The following is a 21285-nucleotide window of genomic DNA, read 5'->3' on the forward strand; positions in this document are numbered from 1 at the left end:
TATGATATGACACAACGTACCGAAAAAGAGAAAATGATTGCTGGCGAATTGTACTTTTCCCCAGATCCAGAATTGGTGGCAGACCGGAAATATGCCCGTGAACAAATGAACCTGATCAACCAAGAAACTGATACAAAAATCAAAGAGCAGTTACTAAAAGAAACTTTCGGCTCTGTGACTGGTCGAATCTATATCGAACCGAATGTCCGCTTTGATTATGGCTACAATATTTCTGTCGGCAAAAACTTCTATGCTAACTACGACTGTGTGCTATTAGATGTTTGTCCAATTACCTTTGGTGACAACTGTATGCTGGCACCCAATGTTCGGTTGTTTACGGCGACTCATCCATTGCATCCGGTCAAACGAAATAGCGGCTTAGAATTAGGGGCACCGATCGTGATTGGCGATAACGCGTGGATCGGTGGCGCGGCCACGATTTTGCCGGGGGTGCGCTTAGGTAACAATGTCGTGGTGGGGGCTGGCAGTGTGGTCACAAAATCATTCCCAGACAATGTTGTGCTGGCGGGAAATCCGGCACGGGTCATCAAGACGATCGACTTGGAAGAAGAAAACAACCAGCAAGATCCTTTGGCTGTTCAGCGAGCGGCGATCGATGACATTGATTGGCAGCTCACGCATCTTTTAGAAAAACGCATGAGTACAGTTAATGAAATCGTGCAATTGAAGAAAAGTAGTCAGTTGCCGGTTTTAGATGAAAATCGTGAAGAGAAAGTGCTGGAAAATATTCGGCAGGCGATTTCAAATCAAGCCTATGAGGAAACGATTTTAGCCATGTTTCAATCAATTATGAAACACTCAAAAACCTATCAAGAGAATCAATTGGAGGAATGAGTATGGATGGAGCAACACGTCGAGAAACGATTTTAGCGGCATTGAAGCAAGCGGACAAAGCGATCAGTGCCAGCAAACTGGCAGAATCACTAGGAGTCAGTCGCCAAATCATCGTTGGGGACATTGCCTTGCTGCGAGCAGCCGGTGAAGCGATCGCGGCCACTGCTCGCGGCTATCGACTGCAAGCACTGTTGAATGAGGCGGGGCATGTCAGCAAGCTAGCGGTGCAGCATCGGCCTGAACAAACCGAAGAAGAATTGCGGATTTTTGTCGCTTGTGGCGTGGAAGTGGTCGATGTCATCGTTGAACATGAAATCTATGGAGAGATCACTGGCAATTTGCAGATTCAAACAGACCAAGACGTGACTGATTTCATCAACAAAACCAAACATGCAGAAGCCCGCTTGCTCTCAGATTTAACCAATGGGGTACACTTGCATACGTTGCGTTACACCGATCCTGCGGCTCTGGAAAAAGCCAAACAACAGTTAGCAGAAAAAGGCATGCTCTATCAAAATTGAGGCGTAAACCATTCTGGCAAGGACGCTATCGGCAGTCTTGGGGAACACTTAGATGAAAAAATTGTGATTTTTTGTTGACAAGGCGTTCATTTTCCAGTAAAGTACAACTCAACAAGAATAATGAATCTGTTGAGAAGGAAAGTAACCGCGGATACTTTAAAGAGAGACTCTGGTTGGTGGAAAGAGTCAAGTCAGAAGCGATGAAAAATGGCCTTGGAGGATTGATTGTCGATAAGTAGGCAATCACGGATGCGCACTACCGTTACAAAGTGCACCAATCTCTAGCACGGCTAGACGTTGGGTTGAGGGAAGGGAAACCTTCTAAACAAAAGGTGGTAACACGAGTATTCGTCCTTTTACTAGCAAACGCTGGTAAAAGGACTTTTTTTATACACAAAAATCAAATAGCACCACACACGAAGAATTGGTAAGTACAAAAGCACGTTTTTTCAACAGAGAGCTTCGGTAGCTGAAAAGAAGCATCAAACGACTTTTAGAAAATGGCCAAGGAGTGATTCGTTCCGAGCAGTAGTTTGCAAGGCGACGACGGTAGCGACCGTTATCTGGCTAGAGTATGATCGTACTCGAAAAGGAGCTGTATGCGAGTACAGCTTAAACTGAGGTGGTAACACGCAAAAAGGCGTCCTCAAACAAGTCACAGGTGACTTGTTTGAGGATGCCTTTTTTTATTGAAAAAGACAAGAACTAGGGGGAAGACGATGATTTCATTAAAAGATATATCAGTAACATTCAATCAATCAAAGAAACCCGCGATCCAAGCGGTCAAAAACGTATCGATCGAGATCGACAAAGGGGACGTGTACGGCATCGTGGGTTACTCAGGCGCCGGGAAAAGTACACTCGTCCGTGTGATCAACTTATTGCAGCGCCCAAGCAGCGGCAGCGTCGTCGTCAACGGCACGGAGCTGACCACACTTTCTGCGAAAGACCTGCGAGAAAAACGGAAAACGATCGGAATGATCTTTCAGCACTTCAACTTGATGGACAGCCGCAATGTTTTTGATAACGTGGATTTTTCCTTGAAATATGGGGGACGGTCCAAACAGGAACGTCATCAAAAAGTAACCGAGCTGCTGGCGCTTGTTGGATTGGAAGAAAAAGCCCAAGCGTTTCCTAGCCAACTATCTGGAGGACAAAAACAGCGGGTCGCCATTGCCAGAGCTTTGGCAAATGATCCAGAGATCTTGCTGTGCGATGAGGCAACTAGCGCCCTTGATCCGAAAACGACCTTACAGATATTGGCTTTGTTGAAAAAATTAAATCGGACTCTCGGTTTGACCATCGTGATCATTACCCATGAAATGCAAGTTGTCAAAGAAATCTGCAACAAAGTGGCAGTGATGGAAGACGGTGAAGTTATTGAGCAAGGTTCGAGCGTTCAGATTTTTAGCCAACCAGAAAAACCATTGACCAAAGATTTCATCCGAACGGCGACGCACATCGACCAAGCCTTAGAAACGATCCTCGGCAGTTCGAAGTTTTCTTCCTTGGCACCGAATGAATGGCTGGTGGAGCTGTCCTACGTGGGGGATCAAACCAATGAACCACTGATCGCCCAATTGTACAGTCGCTACAAAGTGACCACCAATATTCTTTACGGTAACGTGGAGATCTTGCAAGAAGTGCCGATCGGCAGCTTGGTCGTTAGCTTATCCGGAGAGTACCAACAGCGCAAACATGCCTTAGAATATTTGAAGTCTCAAGGAGTGTACACCAATATTTTAAAAGAAAATCATGTAGAACCATTAAACAATGTGATTAAAGGAGGATTTTAGATGGCTGCCTTATTAGAAAGATATTTTCCCAATGTTGTTGCGATCCAAGATGAATTTGTCGCAGCAACGATCCAAACCTTATATATGGTTTTTTGGACCTCTTTGATTGCGGGCATCTTAGGTATCTTGTTAGGGATCGTCCTAGTAGTGACGCGACCGAACGGGATTTTAGAAAATCGACCGCTCTTTGAATTTCTCGATAAAGTCATCAATGTGGTCCGCTCGATCCCTTTCATTATCTTATTGACGTTACTAGGAACCTTTACCCGATTTCTTGTGGGAACGACGATCGGCGAAACAGCAGCATTGGTTCCTCTGATTGCTGGGATCATTCCTTTCTTTGCTCGGCAGATCGAGATTGCCTTGCTAGAAGTTGACCCCGGTGTCGTGGAAGCAGCCGAAGCGATGGGCACCAGTCCTTTCGGCATCATTTTTCGGGTCTATTTGCCAGAAGGCGTGGCGGGAATCATTCGGGTCTCTGCATTGACCGTGATCAATGTGATCGGATTGACCGCCATGGCAGGAGCAGTTGGCGCTGGCGGTTTAGGTAACTTAGCCATCACCCGCGGGTACAACCGATTCCAGACCGATGTCACGATCATGGCGACCTTGATCATCTTAGTATTCGTTTTTATCAGTCAATTTGTCAGCAACCTACTCATTAAACGAGTATCTCACTGACCACCACTTACGTACAAATAAAAAAACAAGCAAGTCTATGGAGGAAGAAAAAATGAAAAAAATCGTACAATCAATCGTCTTAGGGGCAGCATTATTATTTATTACCGGATGCGGAAACAATGGCAGTGCCGCAGCCACTGATCAAGAAGAAGTCACTGTGAAATTAGGAGTGATTGGCGCGGACACCGATGTCTGGGATGATGTCAAAGATCGTTTAAAAGATGAAGGCATCAATTTAGAATATGTCCAATTCTCTGATTACAATCAACCCAACGCAGCATTAGCTGATGGTTCCATTGACCTCAATTCATTCCAACACCAATTTTTCTTGGACAATTATAATAAAGAATTTGGTACCGATCTCGTATCGATCGGCAATACAGTCAACGCGCCATTAGGCATTTATTCCGACAAAGTGACGGATGTCAACGACTTGGCTGAAGGAGCTAAAGTTGCGATCCCGAATGATGTGACCAATGGTGGTCGGGCATTGCTCTTGTTACAATCAGCTGGATTGATCAAAGTGGATGAAGCAGCCGGACAAACACCAACGGTCGCGGATATTACTGAAAACCGTTTGAATTTAGAAATTTCGGAACTTGATGCAGCGCAAACAGCCCGGGCACTTTCCGATGTCGATGTTTCTGTTATCAATAGCGGCATGGCGGTAGATGCAGGATTTGTGCCTATCGAAGATGCAATCTTTTTAGAGCCTGTTGATGAAACGGCCCGTCCTTACGTCAACATCATTGCCGCCCGTAAAGAAGATGAAGACAATGAAGTTTACCAAAAAGTGGTTGCTGCTTACCAAACAGAGGATACGAAAAAAGTCATCGAGGAAACGTCAAAAGGATCAAGTGTTCCTGCTTGGGAAACCTTTGGGGCAAAATAAGTACCACGTAATTTGATATAAAATTGAAAAAAACATGTATAAAAAAGGAGAGATTTGATTATGACAACAGCAACTATTACAAAAGCAACGATTAAACCATTTATCCAAGAGCGTTTAGCCGCTTATCAAGCCTTGGCATTAGATATCCATAATCACCCAGAAGTCAGCAACTATGAGTTTTACTCAGCCGATGCCCTGATCGCCCAATTAGAAAAAGAAGGCTTTGCTGTTAAAAAGGATGTCGCAGGACATCGCACCGGCTTTGATGCCCGCTATGTCAGTGGAAAACCGGGCCCGACGATTGCCTTTTTAGCTGAGTACGATGCGTTACCAGGGATCGGTCATGCTTGTGGGCACAATCTCTTCGGGACTTATTCCGTCTTAGCAGCCAGTGCCCTGCAACCTTTCATCGATGAGCTAGGCGGGGAGATTCGAGTCTATGGGACGCCAGGAGAAGAAGGTGGGGAAAATGGTTCCGCTAAAGGCAGTTTTGTCCGTGAAGGGTTCTTCAATGATGTCGATGCCGCTCTTTGTGTCCATCCAGCCCATCGCTATGGCAAAACGACAGCGTCATTAGCCAATGATCCAGTGGATATCAAGTTCTATGGTCGAGCTTCCCATGCGGCAGCTGCACCAGAAAAAGGCATCAACGCGTTAGAAGCATTGCTGCAAGTCTTTAACGGGATCAATGGATTGCGTCTGCACTTACCAAAAGACGTCAATATTCATGGTGTGATCACCGATGGTGGCGTGGCAGCCAATGTCGTGCCAGAATATGCAGCCGGTCGTTTTTATTTACGAGCAGCCAATCGAGCGACCTTGAACGATGTCTACGAGAAAGTCGAAAACATCGTCAAAGGAGCCGCTTTAGCCACGGGAGCGACCTATGAATTCGGTTTGTTCCAAAACTCCGTCGACGATGTGATCGTGACACCAAGTTTTGATGAGATCTTCTTTGCCCATGCCCAAGAAGCGGGCGTACCTGCCGATGAGATCGATACGGAAGCCAAAACAAGTCTTGGTTCTTCTGATGTCGGCAATGTCAGTCAAGTGATCCCGACGATCCAACCCACCGTTTCGATTTCAGATGACTACATTGCGGGGCATTCGGAAGAATTCAAAGCCGCTGCCAAGAGTGAAAAAGGCTTGCAGTCGATCGCTATCGCGGCTGAACTTTTAGCGCTGACCGCGTTAGATCTTTTTGAACAACCGGCGTTATTAGAAAAAATCAAAGCCGATCATCAAGAAAGCCTAGCAAAAGGCAATTAACGCCAAAACCGTGAAGGAAGATATCCAGAGGATACTCAATAATATAGAAGAAAAAAAAGTCTCTGCCGCAAAATGTCGGTAGAGACTTTTTAGTTAGTCGATGACTAAAATGCCTTCTTTCAATGAAAAAGGATTTTGTTGATTGATATGATCGTAGAACATGACCCCGTTCAAATGATCGATCTCATGCTGAAAGACGATCGCAGGATAGTTCTTTAAACGAACTTTTTTCTTTTTGCCGTTGATGTCGTAATAGCTGATCGTGATCCGGGCATGGCGTACCACGTAGCCAGGGACTTCACGGTCCACGGACAGGCAGCCCTCGCCTTCACCCAAACAAGCTTCTTGCACGGAATGACTTAGAATTTTAGGATTGTAAAGAACATCTTTAAAATCAGGTTCTGCTTTTTCTGGGTCGCTGCTAGGGACGAGGACCGCTGTGATTCGTTTTGAAATATCTAATTGAGGAGCTGCTAGACCAACACCACCTCTTAATTCGAGTTCTTCTGCCTTGACTGGGTCTTGGCTGTTTTCTAAAAAGGTCATCATTTCTTTTCCTAGTGCGATATCTTCTTCGCTCAAAGGAAATGGTACTTCTTTTGCTACTTCACGCAAGGTTGGATTGCCTTCGCGAATAATATCATCCATTGTAATCATTGATGATGTGATTCCTCCTACTATGTAAAAATGACGAAAGCAAGTTTCGTTCCTAATAAAGTGTACCACAAGTGCAGAAAGAAGGGCATAAGAAAGTTTAAACGGTAAAGCTTTCTTATTAAATGAAACGATATTTCTATATTGATGGTTTAATTATGAAATATAGTTGCGAACAGGAAGAGAATCAGTTATAATGCTTTTATAGAAAACGGTATCACGATAGTGACTCACCAAGGAGGCAAAGAGATGTTCGGCTTTTCTGTATTTATGAACGAAGACTTGACGGCAGCAGAACTTGAGCAGATGACTGCGATGGCATCAGGCTTTAAAGGGATTTTCACCTCCATGCACATACCAGAAGACGATCGCAGTACCTATCGGCAGCGTCTGACGGACTTGGGAGGTTTCGCAAAAGACCATCAGCTGTCTTTAATGGTAGATATTTCTGGAAACGCCTTAGCAGAAGCGGGCTTTTCCATCGACAATCTGGGGGAACTAAGGGAGATCGGTGTCACTGGTTTACGAATGGACTATGCCATCGACAATCAACAAATCGCTGCTTTTTCAAAAGAAATGACCATCAGTTTGAATGCCAGTACATTAACGGAAAAAGACATTCGAGAGCTGCAGACGTATGGAGCTGATTTTACTCGTTTGGAAGCTTGGCACAATTATTACCCCCGACAAGAAACAGGACTGGATGCTGACTGGTTTCAGGAGAAGAACCGCTGGTTGAAAGCACAAGGCTTTTTCGTCCAAGCCTTTGTTCCAGGAGATGCCAAGAAACGCGGACCGTTATTTCAAGGATTACCCACACTGGAAAGACACCGCAACTGGTCGCCTTTTGCCGCAGCGATCGACTTGTTGGCTACTGGCTCAGTTGATGCTGTTTACATTGGTGATGGGATGGTTTCTGCAAAAAGTGCGCAGCAGTTTGCGACGTATCTGCAAGAAGCGCGGATCGTTTTGCGGGTCAAAGATCTTGGTTCTACTTACTTTGAACACGTACTAGGGGATCACCAGAATCGTTACGATGAAGCTCGGGATGTCTTGCGCAGTGCTGATGCCCGTTTCAATGCCATTCCAGAAGTCAAACCTGAACTTAGTCAAGAGCGGACAATTGGTGCTGTGACGATCGATAACCAAGAGTATTTGCGCTATATGGGAGAGATTCAAGTGTGCAAACGTCCTTTGCCAGCAGACCCAAAAGTCAACCTCGCCGCTCAGGTGATACCAGCTGATCTGCCGTTGATCCAACAAATCAAAGCAGGGATGCGATTTAAATTAGAAAGAGATGATTCCAATGAATAAAATCAATTTAGACAAATTAACGACTGAACGACGCAATAGCGAAACGAGTAATTTAGATGAAATGACAATTTTAGAAGCGTGTCAAAAAATGAACCAAGAAGATCAAAAAGTTGCCTATGCGGTGGAAAATGAAATTCCTAGTATTGAAAAAGTGATTGAACAAACTATCGCTGCTTTTAAAAAAGGCGGACGCTTGATTTATCTTGGCGCTGGGACAAGTGGTCGATTAGGCGTCTTGGATGCGGCCGAATGTGTCCCAACCTTTGGGGTATCACCTGAGATGGTGGTCGGTCTGATCGCCGGTGGTGAAGAAGCGATGACGGTTGCTGTCGAAGGAGCAGAAGACTCCTTAACGCTAGGGAAACAAGACCTTGTCGATCTGAAGTTGAACCCAAATGACATGGTGATCGGGATCGCTGCCAGTGGTAGAACGCCTTACGTGATTGGGGCTCTTGATTACGCCAATGAGCTTGGTGCCACAACAGCTACGATCGCTTGTAACAAAGATGCGGAGATCTCTCAACATGCCAGCTTTCCAATTGAAGTCGATTGTGGCCCAGAGTTTCTGACGGGTTCGACTCGTTTGAAATCAGGAACTGCCCAAAAATTGATTTTGAATATGATCTCGACGTTATCGATGGTAGGGATCGGTAAAGTCTACAATAATTTGATGGTCGACGTGAAAGCGACCAACGAAAAATTGGTGGAACGCTCAAAACGGATCATCATGCAGGCAACTGAAGCTGATTATGAAACAGCCGCTGCAGCATTTGAAGAAGCAGATCAGAATGTCAAATTGGCGATCGTGATGCTGTTGACGGATAGCACGAAAGACGAAGCACAAGCAAAACTTGCCACGGCACAAGGGTTTGTCAAAACGGCGTTAGGAGGAGAAAAGTAATGGCAAAAGAAACACTGACGGTAGAAGAGTTAGCGGAGAAGATTTTTCAAGAAGCCGGCGGAATGGACAACGTAGAAACAGTCAATCACTGTATGACTCGCGTACGAATGACCGTCCGCGACCACGACAAGGTCGATCAACAAGGGTTAAAAGAGATTCCCGGCGTGATGGGTGTCGTCAATGACGAGCAGCTGCAAGTCATTATCGGACCAGGGAAAGTCAACAAAGTAGCCAACGCAATGGTGGCAAAAGCCGGTGTTGATTTAGGGCAAGAGATCCCGCAGCAAAAATCAGGCAAAGAGGCGTTATCAGAAAAAACGGCAGAGATGAAAGCAGCCCAAAAAGCCAAACAAAAATCATCACCATTGAAGTCGCTGCTGAAAGACATTTCAAATATCTTTGTTCCAATGATTCCAGCCTTCGTTGGTGCAGGACTCGTTGCAGGGATCGCCTCCGTTCTGACCAACATGATCACTGCTGGAAATTTAGATGGAGACACTTGGAATTATTATGTCATGATTTTAAACGTCCTAAGAAATGGGATGTTCACCTATTTAGCAATCTTTACTGGGGTCAATGCTGCGCAGGTCTTTAAAGCCAATCCAACCCTTGGTGGAGTGATCGGTTCGATCATCTTGCTGACCGGTATGAACCCAGAAGCCCCGATCCAAAACTTGTTCACCGGCGAAGCTTTAGCTGCCAACCAAGGAGGGATCATCGGTGTGATCTTCGCTGTATGGCTTTTGGCGAAATTAGAGGCAGTGCTGCATCGAGTGATTCCTGAAGCGATCGATATTATCGTGACTCCGACGTTGTGTTTGTTGATCATCGGTTTGACGGAGATTTTCTTGATCATGCCATTGGCAGGTCTGATCTCTGACAGCTTAGTCGGTTCAATCACTTGGGTCTTGAATGTGGGCGGTGCGTTTTCTGGGTTTGTCTTAGGGGCGGCCTTCCTACCAATGGTCATGTTTGGTTTGCATCAAATTTTGACCCCGATCCACATCCAAATGATCGAAGCAACAGGCAGCACGCAATTATTACCGATTTTAGCCATGGCTGGTGCAGGTCAAGTCGGAGCAGCTTTCGCCTTATGGGTACGACTACGTAAAGACAAAGAGCTTTCTGAAATGATCAAAGGTGCATTGCCAGTTGGGATCTTAGGTATCGGCGAACCATTGATCTACGGAGTGACATTGCCATTAGGTCGACCATTTATCACTGCTTGTATTGGTGGTGGGATCGGTGGTGCGGTCATTGGCGCTTTGACAAATATCGGCGCAACGGCGATTGGACCATCAGGGCTAGCTTTGATTCCATTGATTGCCAACGGCCGTTGGATGGGCTATATTTTCGGCTTGTTAGCAGGCTATGCTGGCGGCTTCGTTGCCACCTACTTCTTTGGGATTCCTAAAGATCGCTTAGAAGCAGTCAAAGGGATTGAGGCAGAGGAGGCAAAACCAGCTGCAACCGTCACTGTGCAACCGCAACCAAAAGAAACGAGTGAAACGGCTGCAAAGGAAACGGCAGCAAATTCATCAGCAACAACGATCGATACACCCTTATACGCAGTAGCAACAGGTACGACAAAATCGATCAGCGCGTCAAGTGATCCGGTATTTTCGCAAAAAATGATGGGCGACGGGTATTTCGTCTTGCCAGACAATGGGGCGATCTTTGCACCAGCAGCAGGAACCGTCACGACGATTTTCCCAACGAAACATGCATTGGGGATCAAGACTGCTAGCGGGCTAGAGATTCTGCTGCACATGGGTGTCGACACCGTCGAATTGCAAGGAGCACCTTTTGAGATCCTGGTGGAGGAAGGCCAAGCGGTGACACCAGCCACCCAAGTTGCCCAAGTCGATTTGGCGCAGCTGACAGCCAAAGGCAAAGCCTCTGAGATGCTCGTTATTATCACCAATATGGACCAAGCAGCCAACGTTGAACTGTTACCGATCGCGGAAACAAAAGCGGGTCAAGCAGTGATGCACGTGGCAACGATAAAATAATGATAAAACCTCTATCTGATAAAGATGGAGGTTTTTTTTAAGAAGTTACTAAATTGATTGCGGAAACGAGGCCTTTATGTTACAGTTTCGTTACAAAGGGAGAAATCCCATACGAGGAGGCAATGACGATGAAAAAAATAATTTGGCTCGGACTAATGACGTTGGCATTTTCACCATTGATGGTTCATGCAGATGAAACGGCTACGAGTGGAAGTGACAATCCGGCTGCCGTTAGCGAGACACTTTCATCAGAAGGGCAAACAGACAGTGAGCAGATCCAAAATTCTGCCCAAGAAAGTACAGCGGAAAACCAAGAAACGGATCAATCCGCTACTTCAGAAACTACAGCTGACGAGAATCAAGAGCCGGTCGATTCCGAAGCCGTTATTGCCTCGATCCAAGCAGAGACAGGAACGCAAAACGTCAATGAAATCAATACATTAGCCGATGAACCTAGTTCGTTGCGTAGTGCGTTAACCCAAGGGATCACTGAAGGCAGTGTGACCGCATTTACCCAAGAACAGTTGGACCAGTTGACAGATGAAGAATTGACCAATGGCAATCGCCTAGCGCTACGTTATTCTAGTGATGCGATGGGCTTTGATATTGCTTACTTGGCAAAAATCATCGGTGCCTTGTTTGTCGATCAGACGTTATCCTGGGAAGCCATTGAGCCGCAACTGGCTTTTGATGCGAATAGCTACGCCAGTTTTGCTGACTTGATTCCTGTCGTGGATCAGTTGCAGGAATATTTACGGGTCGTCTATCCAGCAGACGGAGTCTTTTTACATTTGAATCAAGCCGTTTCCAACGAATGGATGATCTCAATTTTGACCAATTTGAATCAGATGGAACAAGAGATGCAAGTCGATCCAGGTGCCTTTGTCCCAGGACGGATCTCTTATATCATTCAAGCGGCAAATGATTCCATGTATCTGCCTACAGGCACGCAAACGAGTACGACTGAAGAAGCGACGGCAACATCGACGACTGCTCAAGAAACAGCGACAACGACTTCTTCGAAAGAGGCCAACGCTACTGCCGATGGTGAAAAAACATTACCTAAAACCAATGAAGCGCCAAGCTATACCTTACTGATCGCCGGTGTTATCCTGCTGCTGATCGTTTTCTTGATTTTATGGCGCCGAAAGAAAAAATGATCGTTATTTATAATCGGCAGAATGAAAAAATAGCAACCTTCGTTTTCCATCAGGGAAACGAAGGTTTTTTATTTTCAGAAATTTCACTCGTGATTTCTTTTCAAATAACGCCTTTTATAAAAAGACCAGAATTGATTCCTTCATAAAAAAGTCAAATTTAAATTCTTGCATTCTCTGGTGAGGGGTGTATAATGACACAGTGTCATATGACATCGTGTCATATCGAGAGCTGTGATTTATTTTAAATTAGAAAGGAGTTGCTTGTGATGCCGACCGATACATTTTTTCACTTGCCGCCGGAAAAACAAAAGCGCATCTTAAATGCGGCGAAAAAAGAATTCTCAAGGCTGCCGTTGAAAGACGCCTCGATCGCCAATATCATCAAAGATGCCGAGATTCCTCGGGGGAGTTTTTATCAATACTTCGAAAACAAAGAAGATCTTTATTACTATTATTTCCATACGTTGAAAAAAAATAGTCAGCGAGATCTGCTGAAATCGATCCAACATGAAAACGGGGATCTGTTTGCGGGGTTCGAATGGTACTTTTCACGGATGATCGCCGAGGTTTTTAAAGGCAAAAACGCAAACTTTTACCGCAATTTATTTATGAGTATGGATTATCGTTCCTTCCATAAAGTCGTGCCAGAGATGCAGCACAAGATGCATCAAGAACACAAAGCCGATCGGCAGAAGCAACAAGCCATCTTTTTGTCAGAGGTCGACAAAGATTTATTGAAAGTCAAAGACGACCATGAGTTGAAAATGCTGATCCAGCTGCTGATGCATACCGTCTTTTCGACGATTGCCGAAGCCTATCGCCAATCAGCATTTGATCCAGACTATGATCCTGCCGAAGCGATCGCTGATTTCAACAGTAAAGTCCGCTGGTTAAGAGAGGGCGCAAAAAAAGAAAGAGGGGAAACCTATGATTAAGCTGATAAAACGCGTATCCGTCATTTCCATAATCATGGCAGTGGTGTTTATGGTGATCCAAGTCGTTTCTGATTTGTATCTACCGACATTGACTTCCAATATTATCAACAATGGGGTGGCGACAGGGGACATTGATTACATTTGGAAAACCGGCTTTTACATGATCGGCTTTTCATTGATCAGTATCATCGCTGCTTTAGGAAATACGTATTTCGCAACAAGAGAATCACAAAAATTAGGACAAAAACTACGTTCGGACATTTACCAAAAAGTTGAGAATTTTTCTTCTCGTTCTTTCGATAAATTTGGGACCGCATCATTGATCACACGAACCACTAACGACGTCAACCAAATTCAAATGGTGACGCAAATGTTTTTACGTATGATGATCAATGCACCGATCACACTGATTGGGGCGAGCTTCTTGGCCTATCAAAAAGATGCCCAATTAACACGAATCTTTTTAGTCGTTATTCCTATCATGCTAGTATTAGTTGGCGGTATTATGTATTTTGCCGTTCCTTTATTCAAAAGTATGCAAAAGAAAACTGACCGTTTGAACTTAGTCTTTCGTGAAGGCTTGACGGGGGTCCGCGTTATTCGGGCATTTGACAAGACGGATTATGAAGCGAATCGCTTTGATCAAGCCAACAAAGATTACACCCACACCGCGATCAAAGTAAATACCATCGTGGCCTTGATGATGCCTTTGATGACGTTGATCATGAGTGGAACGAACATTGCCATCACATGGTTTGGTGGTCATTATATTGCCGAAATGACCTTAGAAGTCGGGAACCTGATTGCGTTTATGACTTATGCGATGCAAATTTTGATCAGCTTTATGATGCTGTCCATGATCTTCGTGATGGTGCCAAGAGCCCAAGCATCAGCTGACCGGATCAACGAAGTCTTAAATGAAGAAGATGAAATTCTCGATCCAAAAACACCAGCGACATTGAGCTTACAAGGGGATCAAGCAACCTTGACTTTTGACCATGTGGCGTATCGCTACCAAGGCGCTGAGAAATTGGCGTTGGAAGATATCGACTTCCAAGCAAAATCTGGTGATTTTGTTGCCATCATCGGTGGGACGGGCTCAGGGAAAACGACACTAGTCAATCTCTTGCCTCGTTTGTACGATGTGGAGTCTGGTGCAATCAAAATCAATGGGGTCAATATTGCAGAAATCACCCAGCACAATCTACGAGAAGTCGTGGGCTTTGTTCCGCAAAAAGCGGTACTGTTTTCCGGTACCATTCGTGAAAATATGAAATACGGAAAACCTGATGCGACAGACGAAGAAATCTGGCAAGCATTAGAGATCGCCCAAGCCAAAGATTTTGTCTCCGAACTGGCAGATGGCTTAGATAGCCGTGTAGAACAAGGCGGCGGTAACTTCTCTGGTGGACAACGTCAACGTTTAGCGATTGCTCGTGCGTTAGTGAAACAAGCAGATGTCTATGTCTTTGATGATTCCTTCTCCGCATTGGACTTCAAAACCGATGCAAACTTACGAGCAGCGCTGAAACGCGACATGCAAGACAGCATCATGGTCGTGGTTGCCCAACGGGTCAGCACAGTCATGGATGCCGATACGATCTTAGTATTAGATGAAGGACAACTCGTAGGGAAAGGGACCCATGGATCATTAATGTCAGACAATGAAACCTATCAAGAAATCGTTTCTTCACAATTGAGAGAGGAGGATCTTGCATGAGTGAAAAGAAAACAACAACACAACACCGTGGCGGACCAATGGGTGGCGGCCCGGGCCGTAACATCGGTGCCAAAGGACCAAAACCAAAAAACTTTTGGGGGACGGTCAAACGGCTTTTCGGGTACATGTCGAAACGCTCCATCGCTATCATTGCCGTCTTCGTTTTAGCGATCGCAGCCGTGATCTTCCAAATCCAAACACCGAAAATTTTAGGGGAAGCGACCACTGAAATTTTTAAAGGGGTCATGATCGGTACGCAGCAGATGCAAGCCGGCCAACAGGTGACAGAATTTCCTATCGATTTTGAGAAAGTTGGTCAAATCATTTTGATCGCGATCGGCATGTATGTGATTTCAGCCGTCTTCAACTTTCTACAACAGTTTATTATGACCCGTGTCTCTCAACGAACGGTTTATGAGCTGCGTCGAGACTTAGATGAAAAAATGAACCGCTTGCCGATCTCTTACTATGATACTCACTCAAATGGGGATATCATGTCACGGGCAATCAATGATATGGATAATATCGCAAGTACCCTGCAACAAAACTTGACCCAATTTATTACGAGTGTCGTGACCTTTATCGGGGTTTTGTGGATGATGCTGACGATCAGTTGGCAACTGACTTTGATTGCTTTAGCAACGGTTCCTTTAAGCTTGATCGTCGTGATGATCGTCGCACCAAAATCGCAAAAATTCTTTGCGGCCCAACAAAAAAGTTTAGGATTGCTCAATGACCAAGTCGAAGAAACTTACGGCGGTCATACAGTAGTCAAAACCTTCAACCATGAAGCTGCCGATCAAGTCGTTTTTGAAGAAGAAAATGACCGTCTGTATTCTGCTGGTTGGAAAGCCCAATTTATTTCAGCGATCATTATGCCCTTGATGAACTTCATTAAAAACTTAGGCTATGTCTTCGTGGCTGTCCTTGGTGGAATCAAGGTAGCGAATGGGAACATGACGTTAGGGGATGTGCAAGCATTCTTGCAATACACCAATCAATTCTCTCAACCGATCACTCAAATCGCTAGTTTGCTAAACACCATCCAATCAACCGTTGCATCTGCCGAACGGGTCTTTGAAGTCTTGGATGAAGAAGAAATGAATGATGAGCCTTCTGGTTTACCAGTGGAAGACAGTGAATACAAAGTTCGTTTCGATCATGTTCAATTTGGTTATGCCCCAGACAAATTATTGATGACCGATTTTAATTTGGATGTCAAAGCTGGTGAGATGGTGGCTATCGTAGGACCAACCGGCGCTGGGAAAACCACGCTGATCAATCTCTTGGAACGTTTTTATGATGTTTCTGGCGGTAGCATTCGTTATGATGGCAGAGATACCCGAGACTTGACTCGTGATGAATTGCGTAGTAATATCTCGATGGTGCTGCAAGATACGTGGTTGTTTACCGGCTCCATCTATGACAACATTCATTATGGAAATGAAAAAGCGACCAAAGAACAAGTGATTGCTGCGGCGAAGGCTGCCCATGTGGATGATTTTGTTCGCAAATTGCCAGAAGGCTATGATACGGTCTTGAATGAAGAAGCCAGTAACATCTCCCAAGGTCAACGTCAGCTGATCACGATCGCCCGCGCCTTCTTAGCGGATCCAGACGTCTTGATTTTGGATGAAGCAACTTCTAGTGTCGATACGCGGACTGAGATCTTGATCCAGAAAGCAATGGGGCGTTTGTTAGAAAATCGGACCAGCTTTGTGGTTGCTCACCGTCTCTCTACGATTCGTGATGCTGACAATATCATCGTGATGAATCATGGATCTATTGTTGAGACTGGAAACCATGAGGAATTGATGGCGCAAAACGCTTTCTATGCAGACCTTTATAACAGTCAATTTTCAGAAGAGGTGGCGTGATCCACTGTTTGTAATGAAAGAAATTCTTCCCCAAATGATAATAAACAGACCGCCAAAGGTTGACTGAAAGAAAGCAGTGATTGTCACTGCTTTCTTTTTTTTTATGAATTTTTATCGCTTTAATTTAAATATTTATTGCAATTATCTAGATAAAAATGTATATTAATACATAATTTCGAATGATTCAAGACAAGGAGTGAAACCAATGAGTCATCTTTTTCCTAATTACAGCCGTTTGCCCATCGATATCCAGCAAGGCAGCGGGAGCTATGTCGTAGATTCGCAAGGGAACCAATATTTAGATTTAACGAGCGGTATCGGGGTTGTCAATCTCGGTTATGGACATCCCAAAGTGCAAGCCGCTTTGATGACCCAAGCAGAGCAGATTTGGCATGTGCCGAATTTATATGACAGCCAACTACAAGAAGAAGTTGCCCAAAAGCTGACCCAAAACCAAAAGAACGTATCAGACGAGCCGTATCTGGCCTATTTTTGTAATAGCGGCGCTGAGGCGAACGAAGCAGCTTTAAAGCTAGCTCGCAAAGCAACTGGCCGTAGCAAAGTCATCAGTTTTGAACAATCTTTTCATGGTCGAACCTTTGGGGGGATGTCTTTGACTGGGCAAAGTAGTATCCATGATGGGTTTGGACCGTTAGTACCAGAGATGGTGTATGTACCCTTTAATGACCTTGAGGCATTGCAAGCCGTTTTAGATGAGCAGACGGCAGCCGTGTTTTTAGAATTGATCCAAGGCGAAGGCGGCGTGATCCCTGCTGAGGTGGCATGGGTCCAAGCCGTGGCAGCCCTTTGTCAGGAGCAGGGAGCACTGCTAGTGGTGGATGAGATCCAAACCGGGATGGGACGGACAGGAACGCTGTTTGCGTTTGAAGGATACGGCATTGAACCTGATCTTTTTACCGTAGCCAAAGGGCTTGGTAACGGGATCCCTGTCGGAGCGATGCTAGGCAAAAGTCATTTGAAAACGGCTTTTGGACCAGGTAGTCACGGTTCGACCTTTGGTGGCAATAAATTAGCGATGGCCGCTGCTAGTGCCGTTTGCAGTGTGTTGCAAGAAGAGGACATTCAAGTCAATGTTCACTTGCGCCAGCAGCAGTTTCTCGACGGATTGCAAGGATTATCTAAAGTGCAGGCGATTCGTGGGAAAGGATTGATGATCGGTATCGAATTAGCAGATTCGGAAAGTTTGCAATCCGTGTTGACCCAACTGCGGAACCAAGGCCTCCTCGCATTAAAGGCGGGAACCAAGGTTTTGCGCTTGCTGCCACCCTTAACGATCTCGCAAGAGGAAACGAAAGCAGCCTTGGCGATTTTACAAGCGATCTTAGCATAATTGTATAAAAATAGATTTTTCGGGCATTTTTTCTTATAAAAACCGAATAACAGCGAATTTATTTTGAATAGTTTTATAAATAATCATTGACAGAGCAATGGGAGTTTCTTATAATCTTAAGTAAATTCTTTTGAGGAGTGACGTGTTTGAAGGCAGCAATCGTTGGTGTAACAGGGTATACCGGAATTGAATTGATTCGTTTGATCCAGCAGCATCCCCAATTGGAGGTGGGCACCTTGCATAGTCATTCTATGCATGAAAATTCATCAGTTTTGTATCCTCATTTAATTAGACTGACAGAGCGGTTGATCGAACCTTTTGATGCAGAAAAAATCCAAAAGGAAAATCAACTCGTGTTTTTTGCGACTCCTGCTGGAATCAGCAAAGAACTCGCAGCGACTTTTGTCGCAAATGACTTTCCAGTGATTGACCTTTCTGGTGATCTGCGATTGAAGGATCGGGATAGCTATCAAAAATGGTATCACCAAGAAGCTGCACCTGCCGAGTTGTTGGCACACGCGACCTATTCGCTGCCTGAGTTTGCAACGACTTCTGGCAATTTGATCGCCAATCCAGGCTGTTATGCGACTGCTGCCATTTTAGCGGCTGCGCCGTTGGTTCAGCAAAAACTATTCAGCGGCACGTTGATTTTTGATGGCAAGTCGGGCTTATCGGGTGCTGGAAAGAAATTGACGGACAGCAGTCACTTTGCAACCGCTGCGGATAACATGACGATGTATAAGCCAAATCAGCATCAGCATATTCCCGAGATCATGCAACAGTTTCAACAATGGGATCAGGCAATGCCGCCGATCCAATTTTCTACCAGCTTACTGCCTGTCAAAAGAGGGATTTTTATGACGCTTTATGCGCCTCTCAAAGACGCGATTTCCCAAGAAGCCGTTTATGAGCAATATGTAAAAACGTATCAAGACCATCTGTTTGTCCGAGTGCAACCGTTAGGAAAGCTGCCAGAGCTGCGGCAAGTGACGGGAACGAATTTTTGTGACATTGGCCTATGCTTCAATCCACTGACCCAAGTGTTGACCGTTGTCGCAGTGATCGATAATTTAGGCAAAGGGGCTGCTGGCCAAGCAATCCAAAACTTCAACCGATGGGCAGGCATACCAGAAACGACCGGTCTTATGCAAGCACCGTTATATCCATAAAATAGCCAACAGACGCGTGAGGATACTCGTGCCAGCCAGTGGATAACCCGCCAAAAGGTGGCAGTAGGAGGAAAGAAAATGAAAGAAATCAAAGGAACGATCGCAACCCCCAAAGGTTTTTTTGCTGACGGTCTGCATTGCGGCCTGAAGAAAGAGAAAGTCGATCTTGGTTGGATCGTCTCTGAAGTGCCAGCCAGTGCTGCGGCAGTCTTTACCACCAATCAAGTACAAGCGGCGCCCATTCTCGTTACAAAGGAAAAAATGCAAGCAGGCACCTTGCAAGGCGTAATCGTCAATGCGGGCAATGCCAATGCTTGTACCGGGGAGCAAGGTTTAAAAGATGCACAAGAGATGGCAGAATTGGCAGCAGCCCAGCTGCATATGAGTCCCGAAGCCTTTGCGGTAGCCTCCACCGGAATCATTGGCAAGAGCTTACCGATGGAAAAAATCACTGCAGGGATTCAGCAACTAAACAGGCAAGGGGATGCCCACCAATTCCAAAGAGCGATTTTGACGACGGATCTGACTGAAAAAAGCAGTGTCATCCAATCAACGATCGCTGACAAAACGGTGACTGTTGCGGGCTGTGCCAAAGGGTCTGGTATGATCCATCCCAATATGGCCACGATGCTGGCCTTTGTTACGACCGATGCAGCGATCGCTCCAGCACTCTTGCAAGCACTGCTGAAAGAATTAACCGACGTTACTTTCAATCAAATCACGGTCGATGGCGATACATCCACCAATGATATGGTGTTAGTTTTAGCCAACGGGTTAGCCAAAAATCCAACGATCGAAGCCGATACGCCAGCTTATCATGAGTTTAAAGGGATGCTTAAAGCAGTTCTGACCACGTTAGCCAAAGCAATTGCGAAGGACGGAGAAGGCGCCAGCAAATTGATCGAAGCTCACACGAGTGGAGCTGTGACCGATGAAGCAGCCCGCATGATCAGCAAAACCATCGTTGGTTCGCCGCTGGTCAAAACAGCTCTCTTTGGCAAAGACCCAAACTGGGGGCGTATCTTATGTGCAGTGGGTTATAGTGGGCAACCCATCGATCCAGCAACGGTATCGATCGCACTAGCCGACATTCCCGTCTTTGTCCAAGGGATACCGGTAGCTTTTGACGAAACCATCATGCAAGAACAGTTGGCGGAAAGTGAAGTCAAAGTCGCTGTTGAGCTGAAAGAAGGAGCAGGTGTTGGCACCGCTTGGGGCTGTGATCTGACGTATGACTATGTGAAAATCAACGCACTATATCATACCTGAAACAAATCAGGTACTAGACAAAAAGGAGAAAGTAGATGGAAACGATCGTAGTAAAAATCGGCGGTGTCGCCTCAGAAAATTTAACCCCGTCATTCTTTGAGACGATAGCAGATTGGCAAGCTGTGGGCAAAAAAGTGGTCATCGTCCATGGCGGTGGTCACTACATCTCAGAAATGATGGAGAAAATGGCGTTGACAGTCACGATCAAAGACGGCCTGCGGGTGACCGATCCCCAGACGCTTGAAGTAACTAGAATGGTCCTTCTGGGACAAGTTCAACCGCTGATCACGACTGCTTTCCAGCAAGCTGGCTTCCATGCCGTGGGACTGAATGCTGGCTGTGATCAGCTGATCCAAGGAGAAGTTATCGATGAGGAGAAATTAGGGCAAGTAGGGAAGGTTCAACAAATCAACGCTGCTTTCCTGCAGCTCTTGACAGAGAAAAAACATGTTCCGATTTTGGCCCCACTAGGAATTACGCCAGAGGGGCAATGGTTGAACATCAACGCGGATGAAGTGGCTTGTCAGGTCGCAGCCAGCTTACAAGCCGAAAAACTGTATTTGTTGACGGATGTCCCTGGGATCAAGCAAGAAAGCAAGTGGTTATCAGCTGTTTCTTTTGAAGAGATCCCCCGTTTGATCACCGAAGAAGTAGTCACAGGCGGCATGCTGCCAAAACTAAAAAGTGCGCAGAAAGCCTTAAAAGCAGGGGTAGCTGCCGTTTGTATCACCGATCGGATCGATCGTTTAGGAACCCAGATCCTCGCGGCAAGTCCAGCAGCAGCTGTCTATAGTTGAAGCCATTAGCAACACCTAAACGCCTCCTCTCTACTTATAAAAATGCAAAATTCTGACTTTTCTGTGCTTTTCTTCTTATTTTCTCTAAAAAAAGAATAAAATAGGTAGGGAT

Annotated in this window: 18 protein-coding genes and 1 other annotated feature; of the genes, 17 read left to right on the plus strand and 1 reads right to left on the minus strand. The window is 45.4% G+C overall.

Annotation, left to right across the window (positions count from 1 at the left end; translation table 11 throughout):
- Positions 1-6: 6 nt before the first annotated feature.
- From IGI92_RS01895 to IGI92_RS01920, 6 genes are all read left to right on the plus strand, one after another.
- Positions 7-855, plus strand: coding sequence for a chorismate mutase (locus IGI92_RS01895; RefSeq protein ID WP_008376222.1), 849 nt, complete (start codon positions 7-9; stop codon positions 853-855).
- Complete coding sequence (locus tag IGI92_RS01900) at positions 852-1376, plus strand: transcription repressor NadR (RefSeq protein ID WP_016611442.1); 525 nt, start codon at positions 852-854, stop codon at positions 1374-1376. The genes IGI92_RS01895 and IGI92_RS01900 overlap by 4 nt, the downstream gene beginning before the upstream one ends.
- A 120-nt stretch (positions 1377-1496) precedes the next feature.
- Positions 1497-1735: a binding site (T-box leader), on the plus strand.
- A 360-nt stretch (positions 1736-2095) separates the two neighbouring features.
- A complete protein-coding gene (locus IGI92_RS01905; protein ID WP_430607771.1) occupies positions 2096-3172 on the plus strand; it encodes a methionine ABC transporter ATP-binding protein in 1077 nt (358 codons plus the stop codon).
- Entirely contained in the window at positions 3173-3853 is a 681-nt protein-coding gene (locus tag IGI92_RS01910; RefSeq protein WP_008376215.1) for a methionine ABC transporter permease, read from the plus strand. It begins immediately after the preceding gene.
- A gap of 52 nt (positions 3854-3905) precedes the next feature.
- Positions 3906-4745 carry a MetQ/NlpA family ABC transporter substrate-binding protein gene (locus IGI92_RS01915; protein WP_430607774.1) on the plus strand — a complete coding sequence of 280 codons (840 nt, stop codon included), beginning with the start codon at positions 3906-3908 and terminating at the stop codon, positions 4743-4745.
- Positions 4746-4805: 60 nt separating this feature from the next.
- Positions 4806-6014 carry a M20 family metallopeptidase gene (locus tag IGI92_RS01920; protein WP_005232314.1) on the plus strand — a complete coding sequence of 403 codons (1209 nt, stop codon included), beginning with the start codon at positions 4806-4808 and terminating at the stop codon, positions 6012-6014.
- A gap of 93 nt (positions 6015-6107) precedes the next feature.
- Here the strand turns inward: IGI92_RS01920 and def are convergent, their stop codons facing one another.
- Positions 6108-6671, minus strand: a complete 564-nt coding sequence (gene def, locus IGI92_RS01925; protein ID WP_430607776.1) for a peptide deformylase — start codon at positions 6669-6671, stop codon at positions 6108-6110.
- 246 nt (positions 6672-6917) lie between these two features.
- On the opposite strand from def, the gene IGI92_RS01930 reads away from it, so the two are divergent.
- From IGI92_RS01930 to argB, 11 genes are all read left to right on the plus strand, one after another.
- Positions 6918-7982: a DUF871 domain-containing protein gene (locus IGI92_RS01930; RefSeq protein ID WP_430607778.1), complete on the plus strand. Its 1065-nt coding sequence runs from the start codon at positions 6918-6920 to the stop codon at positions 7980-7982.
- Positions 7975-8883 carry an N-acetylmuramic acid 6-phosphate etherase gene (gene murQ, locus IGI92_RS01935; RefSeq protein ID WP_042890168.1) on the plus strand — a complete coding sequence of 303 codons (909 nt, stop codon included), beginning with the start codon at positions 7975-7977 and terminating at the stop codon, positions 8881-8883. The genes IGI92_RS01930 and murQ overlap by 8 nt, the downstream gene beginning before the upstream one ends.
- Positions 8883-10895 (plus strand): glucose PTS transporter subunit IIA, encoded by a 2013-nt coding sequence (locus tag IGI92_RS01940; RefSeq protein ID WP_008376202.1) that lies wholly within the window; start codon positions 8883-8885, stop codon positions 10893-10895. Before murQ ends, IGI92_RS01940 begins: the two co-directional genes overlap by 1 nt.
- 128 nt (positions 10896-11023) lie before the next feature.
- The gene (locus tag IGI92_RS01945) at positions 11024-12055 is read left to right on the plus strand and encodes an LPXTG cell wall anchor domain-containing protein (protein ID WP_061053671.1); all 1032 of its coding nucleotides are present in this window, start codon (positions 11024-11026) and stop codon (positions 12053-12055) included.
- 266 nt (positions 12056-12321) lie between these two features.
- Complete coding sequence (locus IGI92_RS01950) at positions 12322-12990, plus strand: TetR/AcrR family transcriptional regulator (RefSeq protein WP_005232294.1); 669 nt, start codon at positions 12322-12324, stop codon at positions 12988-12990.
- Positions 12983-14710 carry an ABC transporter ATP-binding protein gene (locus IGI92_RS01955; protein WP_430607782.1) on the plus strand — a complete coding sequence of 576 codons (1728 nt, stop codon included), beginning with the start codon at positions 12983-12985 and terminating at the stop codon, positions 14708-14710. Before IGI92_RS01950 ends, IGI92_RS01955 begins: the two co-directional genes overlap by 8 nt.
- A complete protein-coding gene (locus IGI92_RS01960; RefSeq protein WP_430607784.1) occupies positions 14707-16587 on the plus strand; it encodes an ABC transporter ATP-binding protein in 1881 nt (626 codons plus the stop codon). The genes IGI92_RS01955 and IGI92_RS01960 overlap by 4 nt, the downstream gene beginning before the upstream one ends.
- Before the next feature lie 205 nt (positions 16588-16792).
- Positions 16793-17938, plus strand: coding sequence for an acetylornithine transaminase (locus IGI92_RS01965; protein ID WP_430607786.1), 1146 nt, complete (start codon positions 16793-16795; stop codon positions 17936-17938).
- A 146-nt stretch (positions 17939-18084) separates the two neighbouring features.
- Positions 18085-19107, plus strand: a complete 1023-nt coding sequence (gene argC / locus IGI92_RS01970; protein ID WP_422705433.1) for an N-acetyl-gamma-glutamyl-phosphate reductase — start codon at positions 18085-18087, stop codon at positions 19105-19107.
- Between the two features lie 78 nt (positions 19108-19185).
- On the plus strand, positions 19186-20376 hold the full coding sequence (gene argJ, locus IGI92_RS01975) for a bifunctional glutamate N-acetyltransferase/amino-acid acetyltransferase ArgJ (RefSeq protein ID WP_430607788.1): 1191 nt from the start codon (positions 19186-19188) through the stop codon (positions 20374-20376).
- Between the two features lie 35 nt (positions 20377-20411).
- Positions 20412-21173, plus strand: a complete 762-nt coding sequence (gene argB / locus IGI92_RS01980; protein WP_430607790.1) for an acetylglutamate kinase — start codon at positions 20412-20414, stop codon at positions 21171-21173.
- The last annotated feature ends 112 nt before the right edge of the window (positions 21174-21285 follow it).

This window comes from Enterococcus sp. DIV2379, assembly GCF_050542965.1.
Classification (GTDB): domain Bacteria; phylum Bacillota; class Bacilli; order Lactobacillales; family Enterococcaceae; genus Enterococcus_D; species Enterococcus_D entomosocium.

Bases quoted from the DNA above. Each gene is read 5' to 3' on its own strand.
- IGI92_RS01895 (WP_008376222.1), top strand. From the start codon at position 7: ATGACACAACGTACCGAAAAAGAGAAAATGATTGCTGGCGAATTGTAC.
- IGI92_RS01900 (WP_016611442.1), top strand. From the start codon at position 852: ATGAGTATGGATGGAGCAACACGTCGAGAAACGATTTTAGCGGCATTG.
- IGI92_RS01905 (WP_430607771.1), top strand. From the start codon at position 2,096: ATGATTTCATTAAAAGATATATCAGTAACATTCAATCAATCAAAGAAA.
- IGI92_RS01910 (WP_008376215.1), top strand. From the start codon at position 3,173: ATGGCTGCCTTATTAGAAAGATATTTTCCCAATGTTGTTGCGATCCAA.
- IGI92_RS01915 (WP_430607774.1), top strand. From the start codon at position 3,906: ATGAAAAAAATCGTACAATCAATCGTCTTAGGGGCAGCATTATTATTT.
- IGI92_RS01920 (WP_005232314.1), top strand. From the start codon at position 4,806: ATGACAACAGCAACTATTACAAAAGCAACGATTAAACCATTTATCCAA.
- def (WP_430607776.1), bottom strand. From the start codon at position 6,671: ATGATTACAATGGATGATATTATTCGCGAAGGCAATCCAACCTTGCGT.
- IGI92_RS01930 (WP_430607778.1), top strand. From the start codon at position 6,918: ATGTTCGGCTTTTCTGTATTTATGAACGAAGACTTGACGGCAGCAGAA.
- murQ (WP_042890168.1), top strand. From the start codon at position 7,975: ATGAATAAAATCAATTTAGACAAATTAACGACTGAACGACGCAATAGC.
- IGI92_RS01940 (WP_008376202.1), top strand. From the start codon at position 8,883: ATGGCAAAAGAAACACTGACGGTAGAAGAGTTAGCGGAGAAGATTTTT.
- IGI92_RS01945 (WP_061053671.1), top strand. From the start codon at position 11,024: ATGAAAAAAATAATTTGGCTCGGACTAATGACGTTGGCATTTTCACCA.
- IGI92_RS01950 (WP_005232294.1), top strand. From the start codon at position 12,322: ATGCCGACCGATACATTTTTTCACTTGCCGCCGGAAAAACAAAAGCGC.
- IGI92_RS01955 (WP_430607782.1), top strand. From the start codon at position 12,983: ATGATTAAGCTGATAAAACGCGTATCCGTCATTTCCATAATCATGGCA.
- IGI92_RS01960 (WP_430607784.1), top strand. From the start codon at position 14,707: ATGAGTGAAAAGAAAACAACAACACAACACCGTGGCGGACCAATGGGT.
- IGI92_RS01965 (WP_430607786.1), top strand. From the start codon at position 16,793: ATGAGTCATCTTTTTCCTAATTACAGCCGTTTGCCCATCGATATCCAG.
- argJ (WP_430607788.1), top strand. From the start codon at position 19,186: ATGAAAGAAATCAAAGGAACGATCGCAACCCCCAAAGGTTTTTTTGCT.
- argB (WP_430607790.1), top strand. From the start codon at position 20,412: ATGGAAACGATCGTAGTAAAAATCGGCGGTGTCGCCTCAGAAAATTTA.